We start from the raw sequence: 16,080 nt of genomic DNA on the forward strand, positions 1-16,080 counted from the left end.
GCCCGCCTGCCGCTAAGCCAGCCGCAAGCCAAGCCATACCAAGCACACCAGCTAGCACGGCTAAACCCAGTAGCTCACGCGGAAGCGCCAGCGGCGCATCACCAGCAGAGCCAGCGAAAGCCCCAGCACGGTCAGCACGCCCACGATGCCCCAGTGGTAGGCGGGGACTGGCTCGCCGATCATCGGCCCGCGGACGATCTCCAGGTAGTGGTATAGCGGGTTGATCTCCGCAATTTTTGCTCGCTCGGCCACTGCCCCGCCTTGGTCGCGGAGGGTTTTGGTGGTCCAGACGATGGGCGTCATATAAAAGGCCAGTTGGACAAGCGAATCCAGTAGCGGGGCTACGTCGCGGAAGCGGGTGGCGATGATGCCGAAGAACATGGTCACCCAGATGCCGTTGGCGATCATCAGGGCCATGGCGGGCACGATCAGCAGCACTTCCCACCCGAGCGATGGGCGGAACACGGCCAGCAGTACAAGCCAGATCACGAGGTTGTGCAGCAGGAAGAGGAATTGCCTCCACACCAGGCGATATACGTGCACCGACAGGGCGGACGGCAGTTGTTTGATCAGGCCTTCGTTGGCGATGAAGACCTCGGCGCCGTCCTTGATGCAGCCTGCGATGAAGCCCCACAGGATCAGGCCGACGGCGACGTGCGGCAGGAAGCTCGCCAGGTCTTGCTGGAACAGCAGGCTGTACAGCAGGCCGAGGGCCAGGGCCATCACGCCGGTGGCGATGGTGATCCACAGCGGGCCGAGGGTACTGCGCCGGTAGCGTTGCTTGATGTCCTGCCAGCCGAGCGCCAGCCAAAGTTCGCGCTGCGCCAGCCCCTTCTTCAGGTCCGCCCACGCGGCGGCGAAGGTTTGGGAGTTGCTAGCTGGGATGTCGCCGTCTGCCGCGGCGGTGATCCGCTGGAGATCCGCGGCCTCTGGCATTTTCTGTGGCATGTGTTCCTGCTTCTGTTGCTGTTGCTTTGAGGCAGTCTATTTTACTTTGTGACGCCCACGCCTCCTATTCTCGGCGCGTCCCGCGATCGTGTTGGTGGCTGCGTTGGCTCGCGGGGACGGGGGACGGCGGGGACCGGGGACCGGGGACGGCGGTGGCCGCGACCGGCGACGGCGGTGGCCGCGACCGGCGACGGTGTTGCGTGTCCGGCTGGCAGGCTAGTATCGGTTGGGCAGAAGCACAGTCTGAAGCAATCGCAGTTTGAAGCAATCTAGATAGCCCAGGTAGCGCAGTCTGGGAGTGCAGTCTAGGTGGATAAGGAGTTCCAGTGTTCGATGTGCCACGGGTGCGGGGATTGTATGCATCGCTGTCGGATGGCTGGACGTATTTAAACGCGCAGGATTTCCCGCAGGTTCCGGAGCGGGTGTCTTCGGCGGTGGCGCGTAGTTTCCGGGTGGCTTCTTTGCTGGAGCCTCCGGAGTCGGCGACGGGTTCGCATTCCCGCGCGCAGCGTCCGGGCCGCCGGATCGGTGAGTCTTTCGGCGATTCCGCGCGGATCGCCATCGCAGATCTGACGGGCGCGCGCCCGGAGAATGTGGTGCTGGGAGCCTCCCGCGCGGCGCTGCTGGATGATCTGGCGCATGCTCTGTACCGGCGCTTGCGCCTGGGGCAGGAGGTCGTGCTGTCCCGTATCGACGATCCGGCGAACGTCACCCCGTGGAAGCATGCGGCGGATCTATATGGCGCGCGGGTGCGCTGGGCGGAGCCGGATCTTTCCAGTGGAGTGCTGCCGGCCTGGCAGTACACGAACCTCGTGGAGCCGGAGACCACCGTCGTGGCAGTCTCCGCCGCGAACAGGTACGTCGGCGCGGTGACGGATGTGCGGGCCATCGCGGATTGCGTACGGGCGAAGTCCCGGGCGTTGCTGGTGGTGGATGTGGATTCCTTCGCTCCTTATCGCGTGGTGGACGTGGAGGAGATGGGTGCTGATGTGCTGGCTCTGGAAGTCGCCAGCCTGGGCGGCCCGAGTGTCGGCGCGTTGGTGTTCAAGGATGATGCCACCCGCCGCGAGGTCTTCCACTCTGCGCATGGCGTGGGCGGCGTGTCGGAGGGCCTGCTGGGTGGCGTGGCGGATGCCGTGGATCACCTGGCCCGCTTGGACGATTCCGCCCGCGGCACCCGCCGTACGCGGTTGAAGAAGGGCCTGCCCCGCGCCGCCGAGCACCTGAACACGCTGGCAACGCACCTGGTGGAGGGCCTGCAGAGCCTCGGTACCGTGCACGTGATTGGCGTGGATGGGGACGGCCCTGTGCTGGAGGAGTTCGCCGCCGTGGATCGTATTCCGCGCGTGAGCTTCCTGGTGGATGGTGTGCCCGCGGGCGTGGTGGTGCAGCGCCTGCTGGCCAATGGAGTGGTCGCGGGAGTGGTCGCGCCGGGCCAGTCGCAGCTGCTGGAGCGCATGGGGGTCTTCGAGGAGCTCCCCGCGGCACCCGGCGCGAACTCCCGTGGCCGCCACGGTCGCAAGGCGGCGGACGCCGCCTCGGCACAGAGTTCTCCGCAGAGCTCTCCGCAGGGGTCGGCCGCGGCGTTGGGGTCGGCGCTGGGATCGGCACTAGAGCAGGCCGGTGCAGTTTCCGTCGGGTTCGCCCCGCACAACACCGCGCATGATGTGGACCAGTTGGTGCGGGTGGTGGCGTCCGTAAGATAGCGTGGCCGTGTGCTACGACTGATTACTGCGCTTACACCGATAATTTGGGGAACGACGTACATCGTCACCACGAACCTGCTGCCGCCTGGGCGGCCGCTGCTGGCGGGAGTGCTGCGCGCGCTACCTGCGGGTCTATTACTGCTGCTGTGGTTCCGCAGGCTGCCGCGCGGGCAGTGGTGGTGGAAGTCCGCGGTGCTGGGGGTGGTGAACATCGGCGGCTTCTTTGCTCTGCTTTTCGCGGCGGCGTACCTGCTGCCGGGCGGCGTGGCGGCGATTGTGACGAACACGGCGCCGCTGTGGGTGATCGCCCTGAGTCCTGCGCTATTGGGCACGCGCATTCAGCCGTACCAGGTGATCGGCGCGCTTGTCGCTGTGGTGGGTGTGGCTTGTTTGGTATTGACGCCTTCCGCAGCCCTCAATGTCGCCGGCATCCTCGCGGGCTTAGGCGCCAGTGTGTGCATGGGGCTGGGTGTGATTCTGGCGAAGAAGTGGGGTAAGCCGGACGATGTGCCACAGCTGGCGGTGACGGGCTGGCAGCTGACTTTCGGCGGGCTGTTCCTGGTTCCGCTGTTGCTGGTGATGGAGGGGCTGCCGGATCACCTGACCGGCCAGAACGTATTGGGTTATGCGTACCTGACGATCTTCGGTGCCCTGATTGCGTATGGCATTTGGTTCCACGGCCTGGCCAGGTTGGATGTGGTGCAGGTGGCGATCCTGGGCGTGCTGAGCCCGGTGACGGCGACGTTCCTGGGGGTGGTGTTCGTTGGTGAGCGGCTTTCGCTGGTGCAGTGGGTTGGCCTGCTGCTGGTGCTGGCGGCGCTGGTGTTGGTGCAGACGGGCGGGTGGCCGCGTAGGCGCTCGCGTGGGGTCCGCGGGCGGCGCGGCAAGCCGCGCGCCTAGCCCTGCGGCAGCTCGAGCACTATCTTGCCCGTGACCTCCCCGGCCAGCAGCGCCTGGTGCGCGGCGGCGGCTTCGGCGATGGGCATGATCCGGTCGATGTGGTGGGTGATCTTCTCGCTTTCCAACAGCGGCCACACGTTGCGTAGGGTTTCGGCGACGATGTGTGCCTTATCTTGGTTGTCGCGGTAGCGCAGGCCGGTGGCGCTGATGTTTCCGCGCTTGTTGAGTAGCTTGGCGATGTTCAGCTCGCCCTTCACGCCGCCTTGCATGCCGATGATCACGATGTGCCCGTCGGGGGCCAGGGCTTGGATGTTCTGGTCGAGGTATTTGGCGCCGATGATGTCCAGGATCACGTCCGCCCCGCCGTTTGCGGCCAGGGTGTCGGCGAAGTCTTCTTCCTTATAGTTAATGAGTATGTCCGCGCCGTAGCGGCGGCACACGTGGAGCTTTTCTTCGGAGCCGGCGGTGACGGCCACGGTGGCGCCCAGGGCTTTGGCCAGTTGGATGCCGAAGATGCCGATGCCTCCGCCGCCGCCGTGGAACAGGATGGTATCGCCTTCGCGTAGGCGGGCGGTCATCATGATGTTGGACCAGACGGTGCAGGCGACTTCCACCACGCTGGCGGCTTCGGCAAGGCTGTATCCGGCGGGGATGGGCAGGAGTTGGCCTTCGGGTACGGTGGCAAATTCGCTGTACCCGCCTCCGGAGAGCAGGACTGCGACTTCGTCGCCTGGGTGCCAGGGGGAGCCGTCGGGGCGGGCGGCTCCGTTGGGGTCTTCGATCACGCCAGCGGCTTCGAGCCCGATGATGTCAGTGGTTCCGCGGGGTGGTGGGTAGTGGCCTTGGGCTTGTAGGGTGTCTGCTCTATTGACGCCCGCGTAGTGGATGCGCACCAGTGCTTCGCCAGGTTGGGGGTCGGCGATGCTGGTGGTTTGCCAGGCTAGGGAGCTGGGGTCGGTGGAGTCGGTCTGGACGATTGCGTTCGTGGTGATGCTCATGTTCCCCACCCTAATGAAACAATGGGTGGCTGGGAATGGGTGCGTAGTGGGGTGGCGTGTAAGATACTTTGGGCGGCGATGAGCCGTGTTGGAAGTATGGCAGAGCGGCCGAATGCACTGGTCTTGAAAACCAGCGATGGGAAACCATCCGGGGGTTCAAATCCCTCTACTTCCGCAGGCTGGGTTGCCTCTCGTCAGCTGGCGCGGAAAACCTCCGCGACCAGCGGCAACTCCTCGAGCCCCGCTCCCGGTGTACGCACCAGGAGCGGGGCTCCTGGCATTCCAGAATCAAACCCCACCCACTTCAACCTCCGCGCATCCACCGCACGGCGCCCCACCCTAAACCACCACACAGCGTGCCCCACTAGCGCCCACGAATCATCCCCAAAGCGCACCACAAACACCCGATCCCCCAACTCCGCACGCTGCAACCCCTCCAACGCGGCCGCATTCTCCCCCGGCGCCACCGAGAACCCCGCAGCCGTCAAACGCTCCACCACGCCCAGACGATGCACAAACCCCTCCGCATCCTCCATCACCAAAGGAGCCCCCGCCCGGCACGCCCGCACCGCCCGAAAACGCCACACCACCGGCTGAGCCCCCGCACGCCGGCTGCGAACAACCGCCCAGCCCAGCGGCTCCCCAGGCTCCACGGACAGTGTTACCACCGGCCCCGGATCGGCCGTCTCCACCACGACGGTGCGCGGGGCAGGGGAGGCCGAAGGGGCGTCACCAGAAAGAACCGGGGCAAAAGAATAAGGGTGACGGCGCAGCAACTCATCGCACGCCTCCACCAGCTCCGCGTCGGTGGCGTTGAAGCCCACGCCCACCGACTCCAACTGAGCCCACAACTGCGCAAACGGCACCGAAGGCTGAGCCTCCCACGCCGCGCGCAGACGTTCCACCACGGCGGGGATGCGCGTCGGATCCTCCGGATGCATGGCGCTCTAGTCGGCCTGTGTGGAGGTCTGCGAGTCGGCCTGCACATTGCCAGCCTCAGCCAGCCCAGCAGCGGGCAGCGCACGATCCAGCGCGCGGAGCAGCACATCCGTCTCCTCTGCCGTCGTCACCGTCACGCGCACGCCCTCGCCCGCAAAACACCGTGCGATGACACCCTCGCGCTTCAGAGCCTCATCCAGCGCCTCCGCGCGTTCGCCCACGTTCAGCCACACAAAGTTCGCTTGCGACGGGTACGTCAGCGGCTCGGCCGCTGCGGCTTCGTCGGCGCTCTCAGCACCGTCCGCACCCCCAGCCGGAGCAACCCCCGCCAGGTACGCCTCCACCCGCTCGCGCTCCGCCACTGTCGCGTCCACGCGCGCGGCCAGCTCGCCCTGCGCCTCCACGCTCGCAACCCCCGCCGCCTGAGCCAGCGCATTCACGCCGAAAGGAATCCCCACCTTATTCACGGCCTCCACCAGCTCCGCCGGCCCGACCATGTAGCCCAGCCGCAGCCCCGCCAGCCCATACGCCTTCGAAAACGTCCGGCACACCGCCAGGTTCGGGTAGCGCTGCAACTCCTCCAACGCCACCGGAGACCCCGCATTCCGGTTGTACTCCACATACGCCTCATCCAGCACAACCGTCACATGCGCAGGCACGCGCCCCATGAACTCGCGGAACTCGCCACGGCTCACCGTCGTGCCCGTCGGATTGTTCGGGTTGCACACAAAAACCAGGCGCGTACGCTCGCCGATCGCGTCGCTCATTGCCTTTAGGTCATGACGCCCCCTCTCCAGCGGCACACCCACCCCCACCGCACCGGCGATCTTGCACAGGATCGGGTATGCCTCGAACGACCGCCAGGCGTACACAACCTCATCGCCGTCCTTGCATGTGGCCTGCACCAGCTGCTGGCAGATGGCGGAACTGCCGTTGCCTACCGCCACATTGTCGAGGTCCACGCCCAACCACTGCGCGAGCTTTCCACGCAGCGCGCCCGAAGCCATATCCGGGTAGCGGTTGAGGTGTGAGGTGGCGTCATTAATAACGGCACTAACAGAAGGTAACGGGGAGAACGAAGACTCGTTGGAGGCCAACTTTAGCGCGCCCGGCTGGAGCGAGCCGGGGACGTAGGCGGGCAGGGTCGAAAGGTCGGGGCGAATCATACTGCTCAGTGTAGTTGGCGGGATGGACGGGCCTGCGGATCGGGGAGTGTGCGGTGGCGGGGCAGATGGGATGTGGCTAGGGCAGATGGGGGCGCGGATCGGGGAGTGTGCGGGATTTTGGGGAAGGTGGGCAGGTTGTGTAGGCTAAATCCGGTCGAGATTGTGGAAACTGGAAACGGTACGCCATAATACGACGTACGGAGGCGTGCCAGAGCGGCCGAATGGGGCTCCCTGCTAAGGAGTTGTCCCTTAGGGGACCGCAGGTTCAAATCCTGTCGCCTCCGCAACTTCGACAGAGCGTGGAACGCCAGAGCTGCCCACATAGCTGCCCGGTTACTTGTGGTGAGGTTCCGGGGCTAACAGCTGCGGACAGTGTTGTGGGGCGTGTGGTGCGCCTGTGGTGGTCCGCTGGGATTGTGCCGGCGTGAAGCGCTTTGTCGAAGTTCCCAAGCGCCCGTAGCTCAACGGATAGAGCATCTGACTACGGATCAGAAGGTTGGGGGTTCGAATCCCTCCGGGCGCACAATTTTCCCCCGTGACCGGCGGTTTTCCGCTGGTTGCGGGGGTTTTGTGTTGGTTGGGGTTTGCGGAGCGTGCGCGGGTGCGCACGCGGAGCGTCAGCACGGCGCACGTAGGTCGCGCGAAAGCTGCGCGACCTACGCGCGACGTGCGTCTTCCCGACTGCCGCGCGCATGCGGTAGCGTGCGCGCCGCAGGCGGTGTGCGGCTACAGCGGCGATCGCGGAGCGATCGCCTCCGCACACCCGCACACTTCGGCTGCTGAGTCTTCCGGCGCGCGCCGCGTTTGCGCCCCGTTCCCGCGTTTGCGCCTCATCCCCGCGCTCGTACTGATTCCCTGTTGCCTTTCCCGTTGTGATTTTCGTTGTGATTCCCGTTGTGCCCGTGACGCACCGCCCCGTTTCCGCGGGATCTGTGGTTTCATCTCCGCAGGTGAGGAAGGGATTTGTTGTTTTGTGCCCGTGGTGTGTAAAGTAAACCTGCGTTGCAGGGGTAACCTTGCAGACCTAATCGCAAGCCCATTGTGGTGGCGATGATGCGCCCGTAGCTCAACGGATAGAGCATCTGACTACGGATCAGAAGGTTGGGGGTTCGAATCCCTCCGGGCGCACAAATTTCCCCCGTGACCAGCGGTTCCCCGCCGGTCACGGGGGTTCTTGCGTTGGTGCGGAGCTTTGTGTTTGTCCCCCGTGGCTTTGCGTTGGCGAGGGGGCGGGCACCACCTGCCAAGGAGTGGGCACGACCCCGCCGAGGAGTGGGCACGACCTGCCGAGGGTGGGAACTGCTATCTCTTACTCCTCTTACTCGGGAGACGCGGGCAATCGGGCGATTCGATAGCCGGGCGAGGAGGGGAATGTCCCAAATTCCACGTCTTAGAATATAACTATTCTGTTTGCGCAGGTCAGAGGCTCGCGATTTTTTGCTGCAGATCCGCTACTTTCAATAACTCGAAGATTTGGGACATCGTCCTGTCGAGAAGGTGCCATTGTGGCGCGAAATGTCGCCGCGAAGTGGGGTTTCAGGCTCGTTGATGCCAGGGTGGGGGAAACTTAAGAGGAACTTACAGGCTGCTCACAATTTCGGGGCAGGGGGATTCAATGTTCGGGGGCTAGAAAAGACGATGGTTCCGCTTAAGAGCGTTGGCGCGACGGTTGTGCGCGAGCACGCGAACTGTGCGCTGGCACGCGAACTGTGCGACAGCACGACAAATGTGCGCTCGCCGACGCGATGCGGATTGCTTCGATATTTGAGAACTGAAAAAGGAGACAGCCGGGTGGTTAGAACACCTACTTCTAAGAGCTCCGCGAAAGCACGCGGAGACGAAACCGCTGGTAACGGCGCCAGCAACAGCGCTGCAACAGCCGCCGACGGATCGGCAAACGCAGACCGCGGGGAAAGCCGCGACGCAGCCCGCAGCACTGACCGCAGCACAGACCGCGGAGAAAAGCGCCCGCGCATCCTCGGGCTAGATATCGCCCGCGGATTGGCAATCCTCGGAATGATCTACCTGCACCTGGGACACCCGCTGTGGCAGGCGAAGGTGATCCTGTCCGGGCTTCCGGCCGCACTGTTCGCGGTGATCGCGGGCGTGACCATGATGCTCATCTGGAACAACGCCACCCGCCGCGCCGAAGCGCAGGCACAGGCCGCAGCGCAGGCACAGGCCGCAGCGCAGGCGCAAACCGGCACGGGCGCAAACGCGCGCAAGCCGCAAGCCACCCCAACGCAGACCATCGCGAAGCTTGCAGCCCGCGGCGCGATCATCACCCTCATCGGCCTGGCGCTCCTGCCCGCCGGCGGGGAGATCCAGGTCGTGCTGGTCGTCCTCGGCGCGACGATGCTTGCCACCGCCTGGGTACCTCCACTGCCGACGGCCGCAAAGGCCGCGCTTCTGCTGATTGCCACAGCCGCCGCCACGTGGCGCTACGCCCCGCTGGAACTTCCGCTTCCGTACCCACACCTCGCGTGGGTCGCGTACATCTTGGCCGGGATGATCCTCTTCGACGTGTACGTGGGGAAGGACGGCACTGGGGCTGGTGGCGTCCAAAAGTTAACAACCGCAATCGCGTGCCTCGCCGCAGCAGCAGGCTTCTACCTGCGATTCCAGACCGACGTGCCCGGGTGGGCGCGCGCGACCGGGCACACGGGCGTGCTGGGCGAGATCGTGCTTTCCATCGCCGTCGCCGCCATCGTGCTGCACCTGTGCATGATCGTCGGGCGCCACGTGCGCGCGGGGAATCCGCTGGTCGCGCTGGGTTCCATGGCGCTGACGGTGTACATCCTGCACGTGCTGACGGCCCTGTGGTGGCAGACGCACGTGTCCCTGCACTCCGACCTGTGGGCGGCAGCGTTTATCGCGGCGTTCCTGGTGTTCGCGTGGGTGTGGAAGAAGCTGGCCAGCGGGCCGGCGAAGAAGTTGTTTGCAGGGCAGGGGCCGGCGGAACGATGCGTCGCGCAGACTGTCCGACTGATCGCGGGAGAACGAGCATGAGGACGAACATGAAGAAACTAGCCTCTCGAGCAGCAGCCGTCGCGGCTGTAGCAGCCCTGAGCGGCGCCTGCGTTGCCCCGGCCAGCGCCATGGAATACGGCGAGCACGCGCCCGACAACGCGGAATCGCGGACTGTCGCCTCGCTGCGGATCGGCCGCGTGGGCAACTTCGGAGACTGCACGGGCACGCTCGTCGCGCCGCAGTGGGTCCTGACCGCGCGTCATTGCCTGGAGTCCGTCTCCAACGAGGGCACGCAGGCGCGCATCGCGGGCACTGTGTACGACGCTGATTCGTGGTCCCTGTCGCCTGTTATGGACGCCGGCCTCTTGCACCTCACCCGACCCGTCGAGGGGGTCGAGCCGGCGAAGCTGGCCGATAGTATGCCCGCCCAGGGCGACGAGGGGAATCTTTACGGCTGGAGTAGCAGCTCGCTGATGGCGCGCAAGGGACAGCTGCCTGTGGCGCGGATGCGAGTGCGGGAGATTCTCGCCGGGCCGGGTGCCGGCGGAGGCGCGGGTGCGCCGCACGTTGAGGGGCCGGGCGGTGGTGAAGGCGCTGGCGGTGGCGCGGGTGCTGGTGCGCCGCACGTTGAGGGTGGTACGGAATCCATTCCCGCCCCCGGTGGTTCCGGCGGCGCGGGTGCGCCGCAGATCCTCCGCGGCGACGGCCCGATGCCGGAGCCCGGATCCGCCGCGCCGGGCGCCGCTGCGCCGGGCAAGCCAGGCGCGACGGCCCCGGAGACCTCCGGAAAGCCCAGCTCCTCGAAGTCTTCCGCTTCCGCTGAAGCCCCCAGCCCCGATGGCGTGGAGTCCGTCCCCGCCGACATTGCCATGGGCGGCGGGGAGGTTGCCGCGGATGGGGCGGGTGGCGTCATGCCAAAGATCGTCGGCGGCATCCTCGAGGCAGAGTCCCTCTCGCGCGCCGCAATGCAGGGCGGCGACTCGGGCGCGCCGTTCTTCGTCGGCGGCAAGCTCGCGGGCCTCGCCACCGCGGGCACGGCCAACGGAGACCCGGACCTGCCATCGCCGACTGCGGCCATCACCACCCTTTCGGACGCCAAGTCCTGGATCCAGGACATCACCAGCGGACGTGACACGTCGAGCGTACTGACAGCGGACACTACTCCCGCCCCGCCGAAAACTCCGCAGACCAGCGCCGATTACGTCGGGCGGTACCTCGCGGTGGCTGCGGCCGGGCTGGTGCTGGCGATCGCGTTGGGCTGGGTCGCCCGCCGCCGCGCCTGACCGTACCCCGGGGTGCGCTGCCTGCCCCTGACGTTGTCCCGCCCCGGTCCGTGGCTGAAACCCCACGTGGCCGGGCGCCGGTCCGCGTCTGACCGGGGTCTGACCCGCGCCTGACGTCCCCCGGAGCCTCAAATGCGGACAGTCTCGGAGGACGTTGTCCCAAATTCCACGTCTTAGAATATAACTATTCTGTTTGTGCAGGTCAGAGGTTCGCGATTTTCTGCTGCGGATCCGCTACTTTCAATAACTCGAAGATTTGGGACATTGCTCCTTTGAAGATGCGCTGGTGCGGTGCGTGAACTTAGGTTCGCGCACTTTTTCGGCTGGGGTGGCCGCAAGGTCGAGGCTCTGTAAGGCTCATAGACGGCCTAAACAGGGGTAGGGGATACCTGAGTAGGGGTGCGAAATCGAGCCTCTTATTCGGGAATTGTCTGGAAACCGGCCTTTCGGGGGCTTGGCGGGGAGGGGATTGTCCCAAATTCCAGCTCTTAGAATATAACTATTCTGTTTGTGCAGGTCAGAGGCTCGCGATTTTCTGCTGCGGATCCGCTACTTTCAATAACTCGAAGATTTGGGACATTGGGGCGGGAAACTGCAGAGGGTGCTGAGACCATCGCCAACCAGAGGGTATGGGAGCTGCCAACTGGCGGTCGGGGGAACCGCCAAGCTGAGGTCAGGGGTTGCCAGCGGGAGGGTACGGATAATGTCAGCGGGAGGATAATCGCTGGCTAAGAGAATCGCCAGAGGGGAGTGAATGAAGCGCGAGCGCGGGGTTTCCTTACTAGACTTAACGCCTGTTGTTCTCAGCTGCGAAGCTCCGAGCGGCGACGATGTTGCATAGTGGTGAAGCTGCGCGGCGACGATGTTGCATAGTGGTGAAGCCGCCCGGCGGTGAAACGTCGGCCAGTGGTGAAGCCGCACGGCGGGAGCTGGGTAGCGGAGTCGTGCGCGGGATGCGTGCGAGAAGAAGGAAAGGCCTGGTCAAGGAGGGAAAATGGCGAACAACGAGCGCCCAGAGGGTGCTTCGCGCCCTCCTTTTGAGGGGCAGGCCAGCAGGGCTGGCGCGCAGGCCGGCGGGCAAGGCGGGATCGCCGCAATGGTCGCGGTGGGAGCCGCCGTCCTCGCCATCACGGTCGGTTTGGTGATGGGGTTGCGCGGGGGAGAGGGTGGCGTCCAGAAGGAACAGGGCGAACAGACCCAACAAGCCGCAACGCCCCTCAGCGACAACGGCGGCGACGGCGACGGCGCCGACGCGGCCCCGCCGACCGACGAGGAACAGCAGGCGAAGCTGGACAAGCTGGCGACCGAGGTTTCGAAGAAGCACAATGTGCAGGTCGGGGTGGCGATCCTAGGGGAGAATGGGCCACTGCACGCGGGCAAGCTCAACGAGGAAGGCGCCTGGTCGACGATCAAGGTGCCGATCTCCGGCGCGGTCGAGGAGAAGCTGCGGCACGCGGAAGCTCACGGCCAGCCCGCCCCGCGCGCCGCGATGGAAGCCGACATGGACGCGGCGATTCACTACTCGGATAATGACGCCGCGTTTCGGCTCTGGATGTATGTCGGCGACGGCGCGGACCGTACCGCTGCCTACAATGTACGCGATTACATGCGGCGCGTAGGCGACCCGACGAACGCGGCGAAGCAGTTTGAAGACGGGGCCTACATTGGGTTCGGCGCGATCAAGTGGAAGCTGACGGATCAGGTGAAATTCATGGACGGGTTCCGGTGCATGAATGGCTCGGACAAGGTGCTGGCACGCATGGGGCACATCATCCCGGAGCACAAGTACGGGCTGGCGAAGATCAAGGGCGCGCAGTTTAAGGGCGGCTGGGGGCCGGAGCCGGACGGGCGTTTCATCTACCGGCAGCTTGGGCTGGTGCCGGGCGCGGACGGGGAAATGACCCCCGTTGCGATTATGGCGATTCCAAACGATGGGTTGGAACCAACTGCGTGGGATGGCGTGGATGCGCTGGGGAAGAAGCTGCCTGAACTGCTGGAAGGGGCTCCAGCGGCGAAGGCGGAGGAGGAGTGCTAGCGCGGGCGCGGGTATAGCGGGCGCGCAGTGCCGCGCCATGCTAGCGCCCGCTAGAAGATGCCGATCTGCGCACCCATGGACTCCGCCGAGCGGAGCTGATCCAGCCAGCCCGGAGCCCCCGGCCGGACGCGGATAATCGGCCGGTTGGAGGCGTCCCCTTTGTTGCGGCCGGCGCGGGCCTCGAAGCGGCCGCGGGCGGCGTTGCCTTCCTCGGCCAGGGTCTTCAGCGAGCGGTCTGGGTTCGCAAGGTCCGCGCGCGCTCCTTGCAACAGCTCAATGGTCTGATCGAGGGCGTCCAGGACCGCGGGGCGGTTGTTTTCCACCATTGCGCGGACCAGGTCAGGGTCGGTGCCCGCCACGCGGGTGCCGTCGCGGAAACTTGAGGCAGCCAGGCTCAGCGCCAGCGGCCCGCCGTAATCGCCCGCAACTGCAAGTGCTTCGGCCAGGATGTGCGGCAGGTGGCTCACGCGCCCGACGGCGTTGTCGTGACGGTGCGCGATGGCGGGGATGACCGCTGCGCCGACTTCCTCGGCTAGCCCGACGACGCGCACCCACGTATCCAGCCAGCGTTTATTCACCGCGTCGGCGCTGTCAGCGCCGTCTGCGCCTGCCACGCTGCCGGCGCCTGCAGCCGCGCCCGCTGCGCCCGAAGTTGCGCCGCCGCCTGCCGCGCTGGAACCTGCGCCGCCCGCGCTTGCCCCATCCCCCGCAAGCTCCCGCGCGTTGTCGTACGTCACGACCCACACCGCGCCCTTGAACAGCCCGTGCATCGTCGCCTGCCAACCCGAGTTCGCAGTGCCAGCCATCGGATGCCCACCCACGAAGCGATCGGACATGCCCTTCGCCTCCACGAGGTCGTGCACCTCCTGCTTCACACTGGTCACGTCCGTGAAGCCGCAGGTCGGTGCGTGCTGGGATATGGCGTCCAGAAGAGAAGACAGTGCTGGCATCGGCACCCCAAGGATCAGCAGCGCGTCGGCTTCCTCGGCGCGGCGCAGCGTGGCCTCGAGGTCCCCCGAGACGTCGTAGCCATCGCGGCGCGCGCGGGTGACGGTTTTCTCCGAACGATTCCAGCCGAACACCGGCCAGCCGGCGGCCTGCGCGTCGCGCATCAGCGACCCTCCGATCAGACCCAGCCCCAGGATGCACAGCGGACGGCGATCCTCGGGGAGGGTGCTCAGGCGGTAATCGGAAGAAATTTCGTGGCTCACGCTACCCAGTGTTCCACAAAGCCGACTAGCGTTGGTGGACATGAGCACCGACAGCGACCTGACCTTCGCCGTGTCCGCCATCCGCGCCGACGGCCAGTGGAACCTGCGCGAACTCCCCACCCGCGCCACCGAAAGCCTGTCCGACCTGATCGCGGAGCTGCGGGCCTCGCGCGCGGAAGGCCCCGTCGTCGGCCTGCTCTGCGTTGACGACGACTGGTCCGTTGTGCTCCGTCCGGTGCCGGGGGGTGTGCGGATTCTTCTTAGTGACGCCACCGCCGCCTTGGACTACAACATTGCCAGCGAGGCGCTGGACACTCTCGATATTGATGCGCCTTCGGAGGACGAGGCGGACGCTTCCGACGATCCGTGGCCCGAGGGCGACTTCGACCTGCTGGAGGATCTAGGCGCCAGCGAGCAGATTATGTCCATCATCTTCTACGACGATGATTTGTACGGCGCGGAGCAGGTTCTGCGCGTGGCGGACGAGCTGGGCTTCGCCGACGAACTGGCGGACCTGGTGGGCGTGGAGCTGGAGTTTTAGCCGGTGGGACGGGAGTCGCAGGAGCGGCGCGAGCGTGGGGACAGGGTGTGCGCGCCGGGCGCGCTGCGCACTGGTGGCGCTGACGTACGCGGGGCTGGAACGGACAGCAGCGCTGACGTGGGCGTTGGTGGCGGCCTACCGCGGGCCGCGGGGACCGTGCGCGCGGAAGCGCTGATGCGCCGGGCGTTGGAGGTTGCGGCGGAGACTCCCGCGGGCGACGTGCCCGTCGGCGCTGTGATTTTCGGCCCGGACGGGCGGGAGCTCGGGCGGGGCGTTAACCGGCGCGAAGCCGACAGCGACCCCACTGCGCACGCGGAGATCCTCGCCATCCGGGAAGCCGTGCGGGAGCTTGGGGACGCGTGGCGGCTGGAGGACTGCACGCTAGTGGTCACTTTGGAACCTTGCGCCATGTGCGCGGGGGCACTGGTCGGGGCGCGGATTGGAAGAATCATTTTCGGAGCCTTTGAGCCCCGCACCGGCGCCTGCGGCAGCGTCTGGGACGTGCCGCGGGAATCTCCGCTGCATTGGGCGGACGTCCGCGGAGGTGTGCTGGCGGGGGAATGCGAAGAGCTGTTGCGGCAGTTCTTCGCCCGCCTGCGGTAGCGGATGAGCTGACCTCGAGGTGGGGGTGCGCTAGCACTTGCGCCGGGGTTTGTGCTAGCTGGAGCGGGGCGTCAAAAAACCTTTACAGAAATTTAATGACTGGCGCTGAACAGTGCATTTGCAATCGGAAAAGCTGGCTGGCGGCGTGGAAATGGGCGCGGCGGTGGCGAGGTGGCGGAAACGAACCTACGTTGGGAATGGAGCGTCCTGGTCGTACGAATGCTGCGGCTGGGGCGCACAAATTACAACAAAGTTAGCTACTACACCGATACCAAGGAGAGATCAATGGATCTGAACAAGGCAAAGGACATGGCAGGCGAGCACCGCGACAAGATCCAGGACGGCGCCGACAAGTTCATCGACGGCAAGCTGGATGGCGACAAGGCTGACAAGGCCAAGGACGGCCTGAACAAGGGCATGGACAAGGTCTTCGGCGAGGGCGACAAGTAAGTCCTCCGAGGCTGTCGGCGCGCTGATGTGCTGAATTGCAAGCCCGCTGCGAACTGGTGGAGGTTCGCGGCGGGCTTTCGCATGCACGGGGCGCGGGGTGGGGTTTTGGTGCGAAAAAGTGGGGGTGTTAACCTAATACGAGTCTGCAATCGCCGACTATGGTGGCGTGTCCGAGCGGCCGAAGGTACTCGCCTCGAAAGCGAGTGTTGTGTAAAAGCAACCGAGGGTTCAAATCCCTCCGCCACCGCCAAAGTTTTTACCGCGTGCTGTCCGGGATGAGATCCCGGGGCGGCGCGCGGTTTTGGTATGTGCAGCGGGGCTCCGGGGGAT

The 16,080-nt window shown here is 65.7% G+C and carries 13 protein-coding genes and 5 tRNA genes; 13 read left to right on the plus strand and 5 right to left on the minus strand.

All coding sequences use genetic code 11. The features are described 5' to 3' along the window. Positions 1-60: 60 nt before the first annotated feature. On the minus strand, positions 61-948 hold the full coding sequence (locus CRD15_RS04155) for an ABC transporter permease (protein WP_034975108.1): 888 nt from the start codon (positions 946-948) through the stop codon (positions 61-63). Between the two features lie 326 nt (positions 949-1,274). Here CRD15_RS04155 and CRD15_RS04160 point away from each other — a divergent pair, with 326 nt between their 5' ends. Further along, positions 1,275-2,654 (plus strand): aminotransferase class V-fold PLP-dependent enzyme, encoded by a 1,380-nt coding sequence (locus CRD15_RS04160; protein ID WP_187401978.1) that lies wholly within the window; start codon positions 1,275-1,277, stop codon positions 2,652-2,654. A 9-nt stretch (positions 2,655-2,663) separates the two neighbouring features. Then, on the plus strand, positions 2,664-3,554 hold the full coding sequence (locus CRD15_RS04165) for a DMT family transporter (RefSeq protein WP_187401979.1): 891 nt from the start codon (positions 2,664-2,666) through the stop codon (positions 3,552-3,554). Here the strand turns inward: CRD15_RS04165 and CRD15_RS04170 are convergent. Next, positions 3,551-4,552, minus strand: coding sequence for an NAD(P)H-quinone oxidoreductase (locus CRD15_RS04170; RefSeq protein ID WP_187401980.1), 1,002 nt, complete (start codon positions 4,550-4,552; stop codon positions 3,551-3,553). The two genes, CRD15_RS04165 and CRD15_RS04170, sit on opposite strands and share 4 nt — an antisense overlap. Before the next feature lie 90 nt (positions 4,553-4,642). Between CRD15_RS04170 and CRD15_RS04175 the strand changes: the two genes are divergently transcribed. Further along, positions 4,643-4,727: transfer RNA gene (locus CRD15_RS04175), tRNA-Ser, on the plus strand. A gap of 19 nt (positions 4,728-4,746) precedes the next feature. Here the strand turns inward: CRD15_RS04175 and CRD15_RS04180 are convergent. Together CRD15_RS04180 and CRD15_RS04185 are read right to left on the minus strand one after the other, a co-directional pair. Continuing rightward, positions 4,747-5,493: a hypothetical protein gene (locus CRD15_RS04180; RefSeq protein ID WP_187401981.1), complete on the minus strand. Its 747-nt coding sequence runs from the start codon at positions 5,491-5,493 to the stop codon at positions 4,747-4,749. Between the two features lie 6 nt (positions 5,494-5,499). Then, positions 5,500-6,657, minus strand: coding sequence for a pyridoxal phosphate-dependent aminotransferase (locus tag CRD15_RS04185; RefSeq protein ID WP_187401982.1), 1,158 nt, complete (start codon positions 6,655-6,657; stop codon positions 5,500-5,502). 199 nt (positions 6,658-6,856) lie between these two features. Here CRD15_RS04185 and CRD15_RS04190 point away from each other — a divergent pair. The 6 genes from CRD15_RS04190 to CRD15_RS04215 all read left to right on the plus strand — a co-directional run bounded on the left by CRD15_RS04190 (position 6,857) and on the right by CRD15_RS04215 (position 12,945). Beyond that, positions 6,857-6,941, plus strand: a tRNA-Ser gene (locus tag CRD15_RS04190). A gap of 166 nt (positions 6,942-7,107) precedes the next feature. Beyond that, positions 7,108-7,180, plus strand: a tRNA-Arg gene (locus CRD15_RS04195). Between the two features lie 532 nt (positions 7,181-7,712). Continuing rightward, a tRNA-Arg gene (locus tag CRD15_RS04200) sits at positions 7,713-7,785 on the plus strand. A gap of 663 nt (positions 7,786-8,448) precedes the next feature. Continuing rightward, a complete protein-coding gene (locus tag CRD15_RS04205; RefSeq protein WP_370546775.1) occupies positions 8,449-9,666 on the plus strand; it encodes a hypothetical protein in 1,218 nt (405 codons plus the stop codon). An 8-nt stretch (positions 9,667-9,674) separates the two neighbouring features. Further along, entirely contained in the window at positions 9,675-10,910 is a 1,236-nt protein-coding gene (locus CRD15_RS04210) for a trypsin-like serine protease (protein ID WP_187401983.1), read from the plus strand. A gap of 994 nt (positions 10,911-11,904) precedes the next feature. Continuing rightward, positions 11,905-12,945 carry a hypothetical protein gene (locus CRD15_RS04215; RefSeq protein ID WP_187401984.1) on the plus strand — a complete coding sequence of 347 codons (1,041 nt, stop codon included), beginning with the start codon at positions 11,905-11,907 and terminating at the stop codon, positions 12,943-12,945. Positions 12,946-12,995: 50 nt separating this feature from the next. On the opposite strand, the gene CRD15_RS04220 is transcribed toward CRD15_RS04215, so the two are convergent. Next, the gene (locus CRD15_RS04220; protein WP_187401985.1) at positions 12,996-14,156 is read right to left on the minus strand and encodes a prephenate dehydrogenase; all 1,161 of its coding nucleotides are present in this window, start codon (positions 14,154-14,156) and stop codon (positions 12,996-12,998) included. Between the two features lie 40 nt (positions 14,157-14,196). Here CRD15_RS04220 and CRD15_RS04225 point away from each other — a divergent pair, with 40 nt between their 5' ends. From CRD15_RS04225 to CRD15_RS04240, 4 genes are all read left to right on the plus strand, one after another. After that, positions 14,197-14,697, plus strand: coding sequence for a tRNA adenosine deaminase-associated protein (locus tag CRD15_RS04225; protein WP_187401986.1), 501 nt, complete (start codon positions 14,197-14,199; stop codon positions 14,695-14,697). A gap of 174 nt (positions 14,698-14,871) precedes the next feature. Further along, positions 14,872-15,300: a nucleoside deaminase gene (locus CRD15_RS04230; RefSeq protein WP_187402039.1), complete on the plus strand. Its 429-nt coding sequence runs from the start codon at positions 14,872-14,874 to the stop codon at positions 15,298-15,300. Positions 15,301-15,585: 285 nt separating this feature from the next. Continuing rightward, complete coding sequence (locus CRD15_RS04235) at positions 15,586-15,750, plus strand: hypothetical protein (protein ID WP_187401987.1); 165 nt, start codon at positions 15,586-15,588, stop codon at positions 15,748-15,750. Positions 15,751-15,910: 160 nt separating this feature from the next. Further along, positions 15,911-16,000: transfer RNA gene (locus CRD15_RS04240), tRNA-Ser, on the plus strand. Positions 16,001-16,080 lie beyond the last annotated feature (80 nt).

This window comes from Corynebacterium sp. LK28 (genome assembly GCF_014335105.1).
GTDB classification, from domain to species: domain Bacteria; phylum Actinomycetota; class Actinomycetes; order Mycobacteriales; family Mycobacteriaceae; genus Corynebacterium; species Corynebacterium macclintockiae.